The organism is Coprococcus sp. AM11-30B, assembly GCF_027674365.1.
GTDB classification, from domain to species: Bacteria; Bacillota; Clostridia; order Lachnospirales; family Lachnospiraceae; genus Allocoprococcus; species Allocoprococcus comes.
Genome location: NZ_JAQDVB010000019.1, coordinates 51,568 through 68,136, shown reverse-complemented (window position 1 = coordinate 68,136; position 16,569 = coordinate 51,568). Strand labels below are relative to the sequence as shown.

At 44.0% G+C, this 16,569-nt stretch carries 15 protein-coding genes; 3 read left to right on the top strand and 12 right to left on the bottom strand.

The window, feature by feature from the left end:
- Positions 1-41: 41 nt before the first annotated feature.
- Together PGU50_RS13110 and aroA are read left to right on the top strand one after the other, a co-directional pair.
- Complete coding sequence (locus PGU50_RS13110; RefSeq protein WP_022220726.1) at positions 42-1,139, top strand: prephenate dehydrogenase; 1,098 nt, start codon at positions 42-44, stop codon at positions 1,137-1,139.
- A gap of 179 nt (positions 1,140-1,318) precedes the next feature.
- Positions 1,319-2,632 (top strand): 3-phosphoshikimate 1-carboxyvinyltransferase, encoded by a 1,314-nt coding sequence (gene aroA, locus PGU50_RS13105; RefSeq protein ID WP_118199730.1) that lies wholly within the window; start codon positions 1,319-1,321, stop codon positions 2,630-2,632.
- Positions 2,633-2,894: 262 nt separating this feature from the next.
- On the opposite strand, the gene PGU50_RS13100 is transcribed toward aroA, so the two are convergent.
- Positions 2,895-4,247: an MATE family efflux transporter gene (locus PGU50_RS13100; protein ID WP_118198734.1), complete on the bottom strand. Its 1,353-nt coding sequence runs from the start codon at positions 4,245-4,247 to the stop codon at positions 2,895-2,897.
- Between the two features lie 231 nt (positions 4,248-4,478).
- Here PGU50_RS13100 and PGU50_RS13095 point away from each other — a divergent pair, with 231 nt between their 5' ends.
- Positions 4,479-5,498: a M42 family metallopeptidase gene (locus tag PGU50_RS13095; protein WP_117555825.1), complete on the top strand. Its 1,020-nt coding sequence runs from the start codon at positions 4,479-4,481 to the stop codon at positions 5,496-5,498.
- A 140-nt stretch (positions 5,499-5,638) separates the two neighbouring features.
- On the opposite strand, the gene PGU50_RS13090 is transcribed toward PGU50_RS13095, so the two are convergent.
- The 11 genes from PGU50_RS13090 to PGU50_RS13040 all read right to left on the bottom strand — a co-directional run bounded on the left by PGU50_RS13090 (position 5,639) and on the right by PGU50_RS13040 (position 16,569).
- A complete protein-coding gene (locus PGU50_RS13090) occupies positions 5,639-6,907 on the bottom strand; it encodes an L-cysteine desulfidase family protein (protein WP_118198735.1) in 1,269 nt (422 codons plus the stop codon).
- 272 nt (positions 6,908-7,179) lie between these two features.
- Entirely contained in the window at positions 7,180-8,376 is a 1,197-nt protein-coding gene (locus PGU50_RS13085; protein WP_117555821.1) for a glycine C-acetyltransferase, read from the bottom strand.
- Positions 8,377-8,402: 26 nt separating this feature from the next.
- A complete protein-coding gene (gene tdh, locus PGU50_RS13080; RefSeq protein WP_117555819.1) occupies positions 8,403-9,455 on the bottom strand; it encodes an L-threonine 3-dehydrogenase in 1,053 nt (350 codons plus the stop codon).
- A gap of 271 nt (positions 9,456-9,726) precedes the next feature.
- Complete coding sequence (locus PGU50_RS13075) at positions 9,727-11,109, bottom strand: MATE family efflux transporter (protein WP_270247147.1); 1,383 nt, start codon at positions 11,107-11,109, stop codon at positions 9,727-9,729.
- Positions 11,090-11,590, bottom strand: coding sequence for a GNAT family N-acetyltransferase (locus tag PGU50_RS13070; RefSeq protein WP_117555816.1), 501 nt, complete (start codon positions 11,588-11,590; stop codon positions 11,090-11,092). The genes PGU50_RS13075 and PGU50_RS13070 overlap by 20 nt, the downstream gene beginning before the upstream one ends.
- 2 nt (positions 11,591-11,592) lie before the next feature.
- Positions 11,593-12,264 (bottom strand): HAD family hydrolase, encoded by a 672-nt coding sequence (locus PGU50_RS13065; protein WP_270247146.1) that lies wholly within the window; start codon positions 12,262-12,264, stop codon positions 11,593-11,595.
- Between the two features lie 226 nt (positions 12,265-12,490).
- The gene (locus PGU50_RS13060) at positions 12,491-13,291 is read right to left on the bottom strand and encodes an SDR family NAD(P)-dependent oxidoreductase (RefSeq protein WP_044998928.1); all 801 of its coding nucleotides are present in this window, start codon (positions 13,289-13,291) and stop codon (positions 12,491-12,493) included.
- A gap of 176 nt (positions 13,292-13,467) precedes the next feature.
- On the bottom strand, positions 13,468-14,097 hold the full coding sequence (locus tag PGU50_RS13055) for a precorrin-8X methylmutase (protein WP_117555814.1): 630 nt from the start codon (positions 14,095-14,097) through the stop codon (positions 13,468-13,470).
- Positions 14,094-14,495, bottom strand: coding sequence for a bifunctional adenosylcobinamide kinase/adenosylcobinamide-phosphate guanylyltransferase (locus tag PGU50_RS13050; RefSeq protein WP_117822896.1), 402 nt, complete (start codon positions 14,493-14,495; stop codon positions 14,094-14,096). The genes PGU50_RS13055 and PGU50_RS13050 overlap by 4 nt, the downstream gene beginning before the upstream one ends.
- Positions 14,492-15,043, bottom strand: a complete 552-nt coding sequence (locus PGU50_RS13045; protein ID WP_117555810.1) for a bifunctional adenosylcobinamide kinase/adenosylcobinamide-phosphate guanylyltransferase — start codon at positions 15,041-15,043, stop codon at positions 14,492-14,494. The genes PGU50_RS13050 and PGU50_RS13045 overlap by 4 nt, the downstream gene beginning before the upstream one ends.
- Positions 15,031-16,569, bottom strand: coding sequence for a cobyric acid synthase (locus tag PGU50_RS13040; protein WP_270247145.1), 1,539 nt, complete (start codon positions 16,567-16,569; stop codon positions 15,031-15,033). The genes PGU50_RS13045 and PGU50_RS13040 overlap by 13 nt, the downstream gene beginning before the upstream one ends.

The window sequence follows — 16,569 nt, the reverse complement described above, 5'->3', positions numbered from 1 at the left end:
TATATTATGAAAGGTAGACTATCACGAAAGGACGAAAGATTATGAAACAGAAAAAAATCGGATTTATCGGACTCGGACTCATTGGGGGCTCTATTGCAAAGGCGATCCGGCGATATTATCCGGATTATGAGATTGTCGCTTTCGACAAGAATAGAGAAACTCTGGCACTTGCCACACAAGAATCCATCATCAATGTGGCCTGTACCTCAATCGATGATAATTTCCGAGGCTGCAACTACATCTTCTTATGTGCCCCGGTTGCTTTCAATACTGCATATTTAAAGCAGATGATGCCTTACCTGCATGATGATATGATCCTGACTGACGTCGGAAGTGTCAAAACTCCGATCCATGACGAGATCATCCGGCTGGGACTGGAGGATTACTTTATCGGAGGACACCCGATGGCCGGTTCCGAAAAGAGTGGTTTTGCCAATTCCAAACCAATCCTGATCGAGAACGCTTACTTTGTTCTCACCCCTTCCGCCAAAGTAGCGAAAAAAAAGGTTGATGCATACGCATCCTTCGTAGAATCCTTGCGTGCACTTCCGATCGTACTGGATTATCATGAACACGACATCGTCACCGGCACGATCAGCCACTTGCCACATATCATTGCCGCAAGTCTGGTCAACTTTGTCAGAGACACCGACACCAAGGATGAGTTGATGAAAACCCTCGCCGCCGGCGGCTTTAAGGACATTACGCGAATCGCCTCTTCCTCACCGACCATGTGGGAACATATCTGTGCACAGAATCAGAGTAATATTTCCCAGATCCTTGGAAATTATATCGAAACATTAAATGAAGCGAAAAAACTGGTTGATGCCGGAGACTCCCAGGGAATCTACGATATGTTCGACCATTCCCGGAACTACCGCAATTCCATGCCAAACGGTTCTGCCGGCCCAATCAAGCGTGCATTCGAGATCTACTGTGACATCCCGGATGAAGCCGGTGTGATCGCCACCATTGCGACCATCCTCGCTTCTAATGCACTCAGCATTAAGAACATTGGAATTGTTCATAACCGTGAATTTGAAGAAGGCGTACTCCGCATCGAATTCTATGACAGCATCTCCTGTGAGAAAGCAGTAGCACTTTTGCAGAAGCATCGTTATATTGTTTATGAGCGTTAATAATTAAATGATGATACCAGGGTCAAAAGGTCAGAAAGCCGATACAAGCTTGCTTGCAAGAGGATTTTTGACACTCACATCATTAAATGCAAGACAGTCCAAAAAATCTTTTCAGAACTTTGTGTAAATTGGTCACAATGCTTGAAAATAGAATTTTACGAATGAGAGGTTACTATATTATGCAAATCCAACCTGTTAAACAGCTTCGCGGGGAAGTATCTGTTCCCGGCGATAAATCCATCTCCCACCGTTCTATTATGTTCGGTGCACTGGCAAAAGGAACTACTGAGATCACACATTTTCTTCACGGTGCCGACTGCCTCTCTACCATCGGCTGCTTTCGTGCCATGGGAATCAATATCGAAGACACACCTGACCGTATCCTGGTTCACGGCAAAGGGCTTCACGGACTTTCCGAACCTTCTTCTTTTTTAGATGTGGGGAACAGCGGAACCACTACAAGACTGATTTCCGGTATTCTTTCCGGTCAGCCGTTTGCCACCACTCTTTCCGGCGATGCTTCTCTGAACTCCCGCCCGATGAAGAGGATCATGGAGCCTCTTGGGATGATGGGCGCTGATATTTTAAGCCAGAATGGGAACGGGTGCGCACCACTTTTGATCAACAGCCTGCTTCCTGCCGGTCAGAATCCATCCCTGCACGCAATCCACTATCACTCAAAAGTAGCTTCTGCTCAGGTTAAATCTTCCGTACTCCTGGCAGGACTTTATGCAGACGGATTAACCCTGGTTACAGAACCTGTACTTTCCCGTAATCATACAGAACTGATGCTGAATGGCTTCGGTGCCAACGTACAGACAGAAGTACATTCTGATGGTAGTGCAACTGCATCTATTCTCCCATGTGAGGAATTATACGGACAGAAGATCCTGGTTCCCGGAGATATTTCTTCTGCTGCTTACTTCATCGCTGCTGCCCTTCTGGTTCCAGGTTCTGAACTTCTGATAAAGAATGTAGGTACCAACCCGACCCGTGCCGGAATCCTTGAAGTATGCAGGGCAATGGGGGCAGACATTACCTATCTAAATGAAAATTGTGACAGCGGTGAACCAACTGCCGATCTTCTTGTACGTACAAGCACTCTTCACGGAACCACCGTAGAAGGTGCAATCATCCCTACACTGATCGATGAGATTCCAATGATTGCAGTGATGGCTGCTTTCGCCGAGGGAACTACGATCATCAGGGATGCTGCCGAATTGAAAGTCAAAGAGACTGACCGTATCAAAACAACTACAGAAGGACTTCTTGCCATGGGCGTTGATGTAACACCAACCGACGACGGCATGATCATCCGTGGCGGTAATCCGGTTCATGGAGGACAGATCAACAGTTATCTGGATCACCGGATCGCAATGGCCTTTTCCATCGCAGCCCTTGCCGCCGAGGGAAATACTGAAATCCAGAATGGTCAGTGTGTAGATGTATCTTATCCTTCATTTTTTACGGAACTTCATTCCCTTTCCCTGTAATTTCACGCAAAAATATAAGAAAGAATGTGCCTCGGCACATTCTCGCGCCGAGTGCGTTGCTGAGCGCCAGTGGCGCTCGTTAAGCAACGACCGAAGCGGAGCGTAGACCGCTTGCGACATTCTTCATCTTCGTGCGAGTGCGCATCTCCGGCACGCAGTGCCTTTTGTTTCATAGGAAGTTCCTTCGGAATCTCCTATGAAACCAAAAAAGAAAGCCGCACACTACATAAGTAGTGTACAGCTTTCTTTTTTATGCGCCCTGTCACTGTTTCTCTAATCCGTGAATCCAGTCTGTCTTAAGAAACAGAATCAAAAATATCACCGAACTGATAAACCAGGTAAGTGGATATGCCCAGTAGATTACATTGATCACCGGAATAATCCTGATAACAATACTAATATAGGTTACCCGGACTCCGCACCATACAAGCATCATAACAAACATCGGAACAATACTTCTTCCCGCCCCTCTCTGAATTGCTGCCATACAATGCGAAAACGCAAGCAGACAATAGAAAAGAGCGATCGTATGTGCCTCTGCAATTCCATATTCAATTGCTTTTTGATCTCCTCCAAACGCAGCGATCAGGTATGGTGAAAAGAAAAAAACTGCTATTCCGATCACTTCTGCTATCCCGATTCCACAAATAGTTCCAAACAATGCCCCTTTTTTTGCCCGGTCATACTCTTTTGCTCCCAGATTCTGTCCAATAAACGTCGTGAGTGCCTGTGAGAAGCAGGTAACCGGAATAAATCCAAATCCTTCAATTTTGGAATATGACCCACATCCGGCCATTGCCAGAGCCCCAAACTGATTAATATTCGACTGTACAAATACATTTGCAACCGCAATAATTGAATTCTGGATTCCTGCCGGTATTCCGTTTACCACGATCAGCCGCAGCATATTCCCATTCATCCGAAGTTCACGAAAAGATAACCGGAACGCCTCTGGTTCCCTACGCAGTTTTCTGATACACAGAACCGCACTTAATATCTGTGAAACAATCGTTGCAAAAGCTGCTGCACCTACACCAAATCCTAAGCCTCCGATCAGCACCAGATCCAGAATCACATTCAGACACGCTGAAATGATCAGATAGATGACCGGACTCTTACTGTCACCAAGTGACTGCAAAATCCCCATTCCAAAGTTATAAATTACAAATCCAAGTGAACCTGCAAAATACACCCTGAAATAAACCAGTGATTTCGGCAGTACCTCTTCCGGCGTACCAATCAGTTTTAAAATCTGCGGTGCAAGGATCAACGCGGCAACCGTAAGAAAAATTCCACATACGCCACCAAATGCCAGTGCCGTATGGATTGCTTTTTTCAGCTTTTCATATTCTCCGGCTCCAAAATACCTCGCAATGACAACACCGGCTCCCACGCCAATTCCCCCAAAAAATCCTACCATCAGGAATATCAGATTCCCTGATGAGCTGACAGCTGCAAGTGCATTATTCCCAAGAAAATTTCCCACGATCAGCGAATCCGCCACATTATACAACTGCTGGAATAAATTCCCCCATAGAAGCGGAATCGCAAACATAATAATCTTTTTCGGAATAGATCCCGTTGTCAGTAGATTAGCGTTTGACGTTTCCCCCATAATTAACCTTGTCCTCCTATAATATTTTAAGTCTATTATACTCCTGATACGGTTAATTCACCAGCAAATATATCGGAAGCAATATTTGATTCTTTTTTAATAAATCATGAATCTATTTTTTCATCAATTATTATAACCTTTTTAAATTATCCTTCAATGTATATTGCATTTTCCATCCTCTTCCATTAAACTATTATGATATATACTATAAATTTTTTGGGGGAATTTTCTATGCAAAATTATCTTGAATTTATCGGAAACGAACTGAAAGCTTTAACTTCTATTCCAAGCCCATCCGGTTATACCAAAGATGTGGCTGCATACCTGATGAAGACTTTATCAGATATGGGATATGAACCACAGCTTTCTAACAAAGGCAACGTATTCGTAACGATCGGCGGAGAGGGGAATCCGCTGGTACTTGCAGCACACGTTGATACCCTCGGTGCCATGGTGCGTTCTGTCAAAGCAAATGGAAGACTGCGTCCGACTACTCTCGGTGGACACCAGTGGAGTACCGCTGATGGGGAAAACTGCACGATCCACACACGCGACGGACGCGTTTATACCGGTGTAGTACTAAATACTGAACCTTCTGTTCATGTTGCAGATTCTGCTGTTGAGACAAAAGAAGAAAATATGGAAATCCTTCTGGACGAAAATGTGGACACTAAAGAAGGAACTCTTTCACTTGGCGTACAGCCTGGAGATATCATCGCCATGGACCCGCGTACCCAGATCACACCGAGCGGTTATATCAAAAGCCGTTTCTTAGATGACAAGCTTTCTGCTGCCATCCTTCTCGGTCTGGCAAAATGCGTAAAAGATGAATCTATTGCGCTTTCCCGCAAAGTTTCTCTCCTTTTCACTGTATATGAAGAAGTCGGACACGGCGGAAGTTTTGTTGCCGAAGATACAACAGAGATGATTTCTGTTGACATGGGCTGCGTCGGATCCGATCTCGGATGTACCGAACGCATGGTATCTATTTGCGCAAAAGATTCCGGCGGTCCTTACAACTACGACGTAACATCCGCTCTTGCCGAAACTGCAAAAGAAGAAGGATTGGATTATGCGATCGATGTGTATCCGCATTACGGTTCTGATGTAGAGGCAACTCTTCGGGCAGGATATGATATCCGTCATGGTCTGATTGGTCCTGGGGTGTATGCATCACATAACTATGAAAGATCCCATATGGATGGGGTAAAGAATACGCTTTTGTTGTTGAAGAAGTATATTCAAAAATAAAAAGTATAAATAGCTAACGGTCAAAAATAAAACATCTGCGATATGCATACCGCAGATGTTTTATTTTTTCAATATTAGTCATATTTTTCTTAAGTCCGGTAAATGCAAGTGCCTCTTCTACCAGTTCTTTTCTCTTTTTCTTATCTTGTCATGATCTGGATGATCGTTTTATCCGTCTCACGCATTCCCTTCTTTGCAAGCTCTCCAATATTACGGATCGTGTTTTCTACACCTTTTTCTACAAGTCCGTCTCCGCCATAGAACTGCTTTCCATTTTTCTGCATCTGAAGTCCCAGAAGCCCTGCTTCTACAGCTGATGCGATTTTTGCCGCGCAGCTTGCCTTCGCTCCATCACACACAACACCTGAGTTAATGGCAACTGCATTTACAATTACATGAGAAATCTCATATGCACGTCCGCCATACAGATAACAGATTCCTGCACCTGCACCACATCCTGCACTGATCGCGCCACAATATGCAGACAGTCTTCCGATTCCTGTCTTCATATGGATTGTGATCAGATTTGACACAACCAGCGCGCGGAGCATCATCTCTTTTGAGACATTCAGCTCTTTTGCATAGACGATCACCGGAAGAGAAGTTGTCATTCCCTGGTTACCGCTTCCCGAATTGATGACAACCGGAAGTTCACATCCGTTCATTCTTGCATCCGATCCGGCCGCTGCCATCGCTTTCGCACGGTTATGTACACTGTTTCCATATGCTTCCATCAAAGTCTTTCCAATGGCAGCTCCCCATTTTCCTGTCATGCCCTCTTCGGCAATTGCCCAGTTATAATCAATCTGTCTCTGCAGAACTTCCTCTACGTCTGCAACGTCTACGCAGTCTGCGAATTCAATGATCTTCTCCACAGTCAGAAGAGAACGGTCCGTCGCACAGCTGGATCCCTGCTCTTCATATGCTTTTTCTCTGATGATCTCATCATCTTTCTTTACACAGATCACATTGGTGTGAAAACCTGCGATCTCTACGTATCCGCTGTGTCCGCCTGCACATGCCTTGATCTGGATGTCGAAAATATATTCTTTATCGGATTTCCGGATTGTCATCGGCATAGTATCCAGCATCTTTTTCATTTCTACTTTCTGTTCCCCTGTGATCTCTTCCAGAATTTCCAGTTCTTTTTCCGGACATCCGGCTACAATCCCTGCACAGACTGCTGCACCGATTCCGCGAAGTCCTCCTGTGCACGGTACAACGACACTTTTTACATTCTTAATAATATTTGCACTGACATTTACTTCTACAGATTCCGGTTTTTCCCCAAGAGCCTGAACTGCAACTGCTGCCGCGTAAGCTACTGCAATCGGCTCTGTACATCCCATCGCCGGAAGCAACTCTTCCTTTAAAATTTCCACATATTCATTGTATATTTTTTGTTCCATCTTTTCTCTCCTCTGTCAGATGACACCCCATTCATCTTTTTATTGTTCCCTGTTTATTTTATAGTATTCCTGCCTTTCCCACAAGCTTTTCTCTCTATTTTTTCAGGTTTTACATAATTACCATGATTACATTCCAAAAATATTCTTTTATTTTTATTTAACGCCTCCGAAAATTTTCCTGTAACATTTTTTAGTCAAATTTCTCTGTTATATCATCACAAAATGCCGGGCAACATTTTGTACTGTCCGGCATTTTTCTATCCTGTAGCAATTTATTTTCCAATCTCTTCTCTAGTCTCTTTAAAACATTTGATAATGAAATCAATATCTTCTTTTGTATGGCTCGCGCATACCTGTGTGCGGATTCTTGCTTTTCCTTTCGGTACAACCGGATAAGAGAATGCAACCACATATACCCCTTTTTCCATCATTTTCTTTGCATATTCTCCGGCAAGTCTTTCATCATAAAGCATAACCGGTACACATGGATGGGTTCCTTCAATGATATCAAATCCGTTTTCTACCAGCTGCTTGCGGTAGTATGCGGTTACTTCTTCCAGATGGTCACGAAGCTCGGTGCTTTCTTCCAGCATATTGAACATCTCAATACTTGCTCCTGCGATTGCCGGTGCAAGAGAGTTGGAGAACAGGTACGGACGGCTTCTCTGACGAAGCAGATCGATGATCTCTTTTCTTCCGGATGTATATCCACCGGAAGCCCCACCGAGTGCTTTTCCGAGTGTTCCTGTAATGATATCCACTCTTCCTTCTACGCCACAGTATTCGGAAGTTCCTCTGCCGTGTGCTCCTACAAATCCCACTGCATGGCTGTCATCCACCATAACCAGTGCGTTATATTTATCAGCAAGATCGCAGACACCTTTTAAGTTACAGATGATTCCATCCATTGAAAATACACCGTCTGTAGCGATCAGTTTGACTCTTGCTCCTGCTGCATCTGCAGCCTGAAGCTGTGCTTCCAGATCTTCCATGTTATTATTTTTATAGCGGTATCTTTTTGCCTTACAAAGACGAACTCCATCAATGATGGAAGCATGGTTCAGTTCATCACTGATCACTGCATCCTCTGCAGTCAGGATTGTTTCAAAAAGTCCACCATTTGCATCAAAGCAGGAAGAATATAAAATCGTATCATCTGTTCCCAGAAATCCGGAAATCTTCTTTTCCAGTTTTTTGTGGATGTCCTGTGTTCCGCAGATAAATCTGACAGAAGCAACTCCATATCCTTTTTCATCATAAGTTTTCTTCGCTGCATCGATCAGTCTCTGATTGTCTCCAAGTCCAAGATAGTTATTGGCACACATATTAAGAAGCTCTCTTCCGTCTTCCATTACAACCTTTGCGCCCTGCGGAGATACGAACGGTGCTTCCCCTTTGAAAAGACCATCTGCTTTGATCTGTTCTACTTCTTTTGTATAAATACTTAAAATATCATTTTTTCTTGCCATTTTATTCTCTCCTTCTTCTGCTTTTCCTAATCGTTAATATGTGCCCAGTCAAGGATCACCTTTCCTGACTGTCCTGAGATCATTGCCTCAAATCCTTTTTCATAATCGCGGATATCAAAATGGTGTGTGATGATCGGTGAAATATCAAGTCCTGCCTGAATCATCGTAGACATCTTATACCAGGTATCCCATACTTTTCTTCCATAAATTCCGCGGATATTCAGCCCATTGAAGATCACCGTCTCAAGATCTACGGTTGCATCCTGTCTCTGCAATCCGAGAAGTGCGATCTTTCCACCATGTTTCATGTTATGGATCATATCAGAAAGTCCCGGCTGGCTTCCGGACATCTCAAGTCCGATATCAAAGCCTTCTGTCATTCCGATCTCATGCATCACATCCGTCAGTTTTTCCTGTGTCAGATTAACGCATCTGGTCGCACCCATTTTTGCTGCCAGATCCAGACGGTACTGGTTCATATCCGTGATTACCACATGTCTTGCTCCTGCAAATTTTGCGATCGCCGCTGCCATGATCCCAATCGGCCCTGCACCTGTGATCAGCACATCTTCACCAAGCATGTCGTAAGATAATGCAGTATGGGTTGCATTTCCAAATGGATCAAAGATCGCATATAATTCTTCATCAATTGCCGGATTGCACGGCCATACATTTGAAGCGGGAATAACCAGATATTCTGCAAACGCACCGTTCCGGTTTACCCCAACACCTTTGGCATCTTTGCAGTTCTCTTTGTGCCCTTCCAGACAGTTTCTGCATTTTCCACAAGTGATATGTCCTTCACCGGATACCAGATCGCCCACCTTGAATCCCTGTACACCTGTACCGACTTCTACAACTTCCCCGACATATTCATGTCCTGCGGTCAATCCGATCGGAATGGTGTGCTGTGCCCATTCATTCCACTGGTAAATATGTACATCAGTACCACAGATTGCATTTTTATGGATCTTGATCTTTACGTCATTTGGTCCTACTTCAGGAATCGGTACTCTTTTCATCCAGAGTCCCTGTTCCGGTTTTTCCTTTACAAGCGCCCACATTTTATTATCATTCATCTTCATTACCTCCGCATGACACATATGTCCGTTCATTACGGACTTTTTATTATTTTTGTCTTTCTATACTTAGGATACCCTATTTTGCCTCTCTTTTCAATCTATATTTCCGTGATGCACAAACATTTTACACATTCATGTTTTTGTATCAGATACAAGCACATGTGTCTTTCTATTGCAAGCACATTTATTATATATACACAAAAACAGACAGATAAATCTGTCTGTTTTTCACAATGCCCTACTGTCGATTTTCACAATTTCGTTCTGTTTATAACAATCTTTTTTCCTTCTGATGTACCCTTTTTCTCACAAAATAGAAGCACACGACCTGAAGTACAATGGTAATGATCCATGACACCGGATAGGATACAAAAAGTACGGATAAAGATCTGTGGTTCGGAAAAATTCCAAATACCCACACAATTCTTGTTCCCACCGTTCCGATCACTGAAAGCACCATCGGGACTGCTGAATATCCCATTCCACGAAGCGCACCCGGAAACAAATCCATGATCCCGCACAGGAAATAAGTGATCGATGTATACGCCAGGATTTCCATTCCGCAGCTGATAACCTTTGGATCTGAAGTATAAACTGTCAGGATCTGCGGTCCGAAACTATAGGCAAGACCACCAAGCACCGCTGCGATCGCTATAGACAGAATCGCACAGTCACGCAGCACCCTGTCCATTCGTTTCAGCTTACCTACACCATAGTTCTGACTGGTAAAGCTCATACATGCCTGGGTAATCGAATTCACTGACATATAAAGGAACCCAAGTATATTGTTCGCTGCTGTATAGCCTGCCATCGCAATCGATCCAAATGAATTAACCGAAGACTGCAACAGTGCATTGGACAAATTGATGACCGTACTCTGGATTCCCGCCGGAACTCCCACCTGGAAAATCTGTTCCATGTAGGCACCATTGATCTTCAGTTTGGAGAAACGAAGCTGATAACTTCCTTCCGACCGGTACAGACAGGTCAGTACCAGCACACAGGAAATCAGCTGTGAAATAATTGTTCCAATTGCAACCCCGGCAACTCCCATATGAAAAAGAATAACCAGTGTCATGTTCAGCGCGGCATTTGCAATTCCGGAAATGATCAGGAAGATCAATGGACTTTTTGTATCACCGATCGCCCTTAAAATGGCTGCCCCATAGTTATATAACATAAAAAATGGCATTCCCATAAAATAGATCCGCATATATAAGGCAGACTGCCCGATCACATCATCCGGCGTTCCCATAATTTCAAGTGCCCACTTTGCAAGAAGCACCCCGATAACTGCCATCATAATTCCACTGATCAGCGCAAGTGTGATCGAAGTATGTACTGTTTCCGACATCTCCCGGTCTTTGCCCGCTGCATAAAATCTGGCTGCAAGAACATTGGCACCAAGTGAAATTCCGATAAACAGGTTCGTAAACACATTGATCAGTGCTGTTGTGGAGCCGACTGCGGCAAGTGCCTGACTCCCGGAGAATCTTCCTACCACGATGATATCCACTGCATTAAACGCAAGCTGCAGAATTCCGGAAACCATAAGTGGCAGTGAAAAAGAGATCAGCTTGTCCATGATGGAGCCGTTGCACATATCAATTTCAAACCTATTTTTTTTCACATTATTCACCCAGCCCTTCATCAAATGTAAGTCTCATCTGATTCCAGACCACGTTTCCATGTACTGATTCTGAGACACCTTCATTTTTGAATCCAAACCTGGCATAATAAGATATCAGCCGGTCCTTGCAGGTAAGGACAAGTCCCTTTCTTCCTTGCTCTTTTGCATCTGTAATCGCTCTTTTGATCAATTCTCCTGCATATCCATGTTTCCGGTAAGACGGCAGCGTATTTACACCAAAAATCATCTGCCAGTCACCTTTTTCATCATGCATTTCCGCTTTTTCATACATTTCGTCTGTCAGATCTTCCTGATTCGTCACCATACCGTCCACGAAGGCGATCAACTTCTCTTCTTCAAACATCAGCCAGAAATGATCTTTATAAAAAGTAAGTCTCTTTTCAAATTCTTCTTCTGTTGCCGCTTCTGCTGCCGGGAAACACTCTGCCTCCACACGGGCAATTTCTTTCAGATCACTCATATCTGCTGTTCTTATTCTCATCTTTACTCTCCCTCTTTTCCTAATATTTTCAGCATTTTTTCTACATTTTCGCTGGTCCATGCCGGAAATTCCAGTACCGCATCCGGGATATCCTGCCTTCCGGAATCCGGGTTGTGGAACCAGATACATTTCATATCGGCTGCTCTGGCAGCTCCTCCACCGTTAGTCGAATCCTCTACTACCAGACAGTCCTCCGGCTCCATTCCCAGTTTCTCTGCCGTTACAAGGAAAGTATCCGGTGCCGGTTTTGGATGCTCTACATAATCTCCACTCATGACCACTGTAAAATATTTCTCCATATCCAGAGACTTTAATGCATCTTTGATCGCATAAGCCGGAGAGGAAGACGCTACTGCAAGCAGATATCCTTCGTCTTTTAACTGCTTCAATGCTTCTTTGATTCCCGGCATCTCCGGAAATCCTTCTGCCTCTGTAATCTGCGCTTTTTTCTCTTTCATGAGCGCATTCATCTTATCCACATCATCAAAAACCGGCCCATAATTCTCATTGATCAAATCCATGAAGAATCCACGAGTAGAACCGATACACGGAAGGTAGACCTCATAGTCAAGATCGATTCCGTTCTTCTCTTTTAAAATTTCCTTCCAGCAACGATAGTGTAATGGTTCTGTGTTGATCAGAACACCGTCCATATCAAAAATAACTGCTTTCATATCTTTTTAGCCTCGATTAAATGATTTAAATTTTCTTTTCATTCTTATTTTGAATGACGTTTTTAAAGATGTCAAGACAGAGAAGCTAAAAAGAATATGCATCTCCGGCACGTAGTGCCTTTTATTTCATAGGAAGTTCCTTCGGAATTTCCTATGAAATAAAAAGAGAGCGACTGTACGATTCAAAAAACGCACAGGCACTCTCTTTGGCTTTTATGGATTTTTCTTAAGGTCTCTGTCCCATTCCACCTTCTAAGGTGATCGTCTCTCCGTTCATATATTTGAAATCCGGTGATGCAAGCTGTACGCATGCACGTCCGATTTCTTTTTCTACATCTCCGTAATGTCCAGCCGGCGGCATCTTTACATTTGCCTTAAATGCTTCCGGATAAGCTTTCTGAAAATTCTCAAGCTGTGCTGTCCATGCGAGCGGGCATACGATATTGACATTGATTCCGTCTGGTCCCCACTCTGTTGCAGCGACTCTGGAAAGTCCACGAATCCCTTCTTTTGCCGCTGCATATGCGCACTGCCCGTAATTTCCGAAAAGTCCGGCGCCTGAAGCAAAATTGATAACAGATCCCTTTGTCTCTTTCAGGTACGGATAGCATGCCTGCATATAATAGAATACCGCATATACGCCGGAATACATTGCCAGATTGAACTGGTCTGTTGTATGATCTGCGATCGTAACACCGGATGCGGATGCCTGTGCATTATTGATCAGGACATCAATTCTTCCGAATGTGTCGATTGCCTGCTTTACTACGTTCTGTACTGTTGCTTCATTATCAGCCCCCGCGCTGACATCAGCCTGTACAGGTAATACTTTGATACCATAGAGTCTCTCCAGTTCTTCTTTGGCATCTTCGAGTTTCTTTACATTACGTCCGGTAATTACCAGATTCGCTCCTTCTTTTGCGTAAGCTGTTGCGATTCCATATCCAATAGATCCACAGCTTCCATCACTTAATACGGCTCTTCCGCCGCCTGTGATAATTGCAGTCTTTCCTGTTAAAAATCCCATAATCAGTTTCTCCTTCCTGCTATCCTTCAACTAGCATACGATTATAATAGCAGAGTTCAGGTCGGAATTCAATACGGAATTGCGTCTATTTTCTGACAATATAGTTAATTTTTTAATTATCGCAAATACAGTTAGAATACAAAAACCTCATTGGACAAGGGTAGTTTATTATATATTTACAACATATATAATAGTGCATTGCAGATGCATGCAGCGATATTGCTGCCACCTTTTCTGCCTCTTGCTACGATATATGGCGTGTCTTTCAGTGAAAGGATTAACTCTTTAGACTGGACGACATTTACGAATCCTACAGGAACTCCGATGACAAGTTCCGGGGTTAATTTGCCATCCTGGATCAGTTCATAGAGTCTTACAAGGGCTGTCGGGGCATTTCCGATGGCAAAGATGATTTTTTTATCAAGGGCGGCTGCTTTTTCCATGCTTGCCACGGCACGCGTGGTTCCGTTCTTTTTGGCAGTTTCTGCTACATCTTCATCGGACATGAAGCAAAGAACTTCGCCTCCGTATTCTGCAAGCTTCCGTTTGTTGATACCTGCTTTTCCCATCTGGGTATCGGTTACAATGACTGCACCATTCCGGATGGCATCCAGCGCTTTTTCTACTGCACCTTCTGAAAACATCAAGTTCTTGGCATAATCAAAATCTGCGCTTGTATGGATACAGCGTTTGACGATCGGTTCTGTTCCTGGGATTAGATGCGTATCTCCCAGTTCTTCTGTTATGATCTCAAAACTGCGTTTTTCTATTTCTGCAGGTTTTACATTTTCCAGTTCTATCTTCACTTGGTATCTCCTCCTTTGATCGTCACACCGATCCCGCATACTACCCGGTCTACCTGATCTGAATTTGCCGCAAGTACGGTACAGATCCTTCCGGTCAGTTCCCTGTATCTGCGCTCAAATGCGTCTATCGGAACCAGGCCATAGCCAATCTCCTGTGTCACAATTACAATATCCGGACACTTTTTTGTTAGTTTCGATGCGAAATCAATTGCTTCTTTTTCCGACCAGTTTTCTTTTTTTATCATGCTCTGGATATATTTTTCAAAATGAAAGACTCCTTCTGCCGCAAAAATATTATCTCCTTCACATAGTTCCCCATCCGTCCAATGAATGTATGGGTTCTGCTTTTTTGCATACGCAAGCTTCCCCTGGTATGCACCGCCGATTATCATTTTCATTTTTTTATGTCTTTCCTTTCAACCGGAATTCCGTACACAACTTCTGTCACCAGATCTGCCATCTCTCCCATCCGAAGATTTATGTTTCCGAGAAGCTTCAGATATTTTTCCATCTCCGGATTGTCTGTCATGCTGTCTGAAAACACTTCATTTGTAACAACTACCAGATCATCACTGGCCTTTTGCAGCTTATGGATTCCTGCCAGAATGGACTCTTCTGCATTTTCACCTGCTCCTGACGGATCGTACATTTCATTTGCCACAAGATTGGACATACATTCCAGAAGAACACTTCCTGTCTCTTTTGTCTGCAGGACTTCCGCAGCTTTTTTAAGATCCGTATAGCATTCGATCGTTTCAAACCCTTTGCCTGCACGAAGTCTTCTGTGACGTGCAATTTTCTCTTCCGTTTCCTTCCCGAAAGGCATCATAGTTGCTATATAGTAGCGTTTTTTGTTTCTTTTTGAATGGCTGGCATACTCCATAAGCTTCTGCTCTGCATATTCGGATTTGCCACTTCCACTGCCACCTGTGATCAGATGAAACATTCTGCTGCATTTCCCTTCTCGATAATCTCATATATTTTCTTCATATCCATATTCTCACGAACTGCATTTGCAAGAATCTGATACTGCTTCTCTTTGTAAGCATGGTAGTCCATGGAGTGCATGGCTTCCTCGCCGTATCCTTTTTCTTTCAGAAGTGCTCCGATCAGTGCATCCGCTACTTCCCGGTCATCAAAAATCCCATGTACATAGCAACCGTACACATTCTTCTTCTGCGCTCCGTCCCACCGGCTCTCACCTGTCACCTGATCACAGATCTGTACCAGCATCTTATGATCTGCAGCATCTTTATCTGAAAAAATAGTTTCCCCCATATGGATCTCATATCCATCCAGCTTTGCACCGGACATTGCTTTTAAGATTCCGGTAACTTCTCCGAACTTTCCGGTAACACGGGTTCTTCTCTTGGTATTTTCAAATACAGTAACGGCAGGAAGCAGCCCCATCGCTTTTATGGTTCCACCACGTTCTACCCCTTCCGGATCACAGATCTCTTCTCCCAGCATCTGGTAACCGCCACAGATACCAAATACCGGTTTCCCTGATGAGGCATGGCGTAGCACTTTTCCTTCCAGTCCGCTCTGACGAAGCCACAACAGGTCTTCCATCGTATTTTTACTTCCCGGCAAAATTACCAGATCCGGATTCCCGAAATCTCCTGCCTTTGACACATACCGGAGAGAAACTTCTTCCCTGCATTCCAGTACTGCAAAATCTGTGAAATTGGAAATACGCGGCAGGCGGATCACTGCAATATCCAGAAGTGCCGCCTTTTCTTTCCGGTCAAACCTTTCTGACAGACTATCCTCATCATCAATATCCGCATAAATATATGGCATCACACCACATACCGGTATCTTTGTCCGCTCCTCCAGCATCCTGATACCTGGCTCCAGAATTTTTACATCCCCACGGAACTTATTGATCACCGTACCTTTGATTCTTGCCCGCTCTTTTTCTTCCAGCAGCATAACCGTCCCGACGATCTGCGCAAACACACCACCACGGTCAATGTCTCCGGCAAGAAGAACCGGTGCATCCACCAGCTCAGCAAGTCCCATGTTGACAATATCATTCTGCTTAAGGTTTATTTCTGCCGGACTTCCCGCGCCTTCAATGACGATCACATCATACTTTTCTTCCAGTTTATGATAAGCTTCTAAAATAGCCGGAATATATTCTTTCTTTTTACGGAAGTATTCCATCGCCGGCATGACTCCCGCAACTTCTCCGTTTACAATTACCTGACTTCCTACATCGGAGGTCGGTTTCAAAAGAATCGGGTTCATATAAACTTCCGGCTGGATCATGGCAGCTTCTGCCTGCATGACCTGTGCGCGTCCCATTTCCAGACCATCTGCCGTGATAAAAGAATTGAGTGCCATGTTCTGTGACTTAAATGGTGCAACCCTGATTCCATCTTCCTTTAAAACACGACAGAGCCCTCCCGCAAGAAGGCTCTTTCCAACATTTGACATGGTTCCCTGAATCATAATCGACTTTGCCAT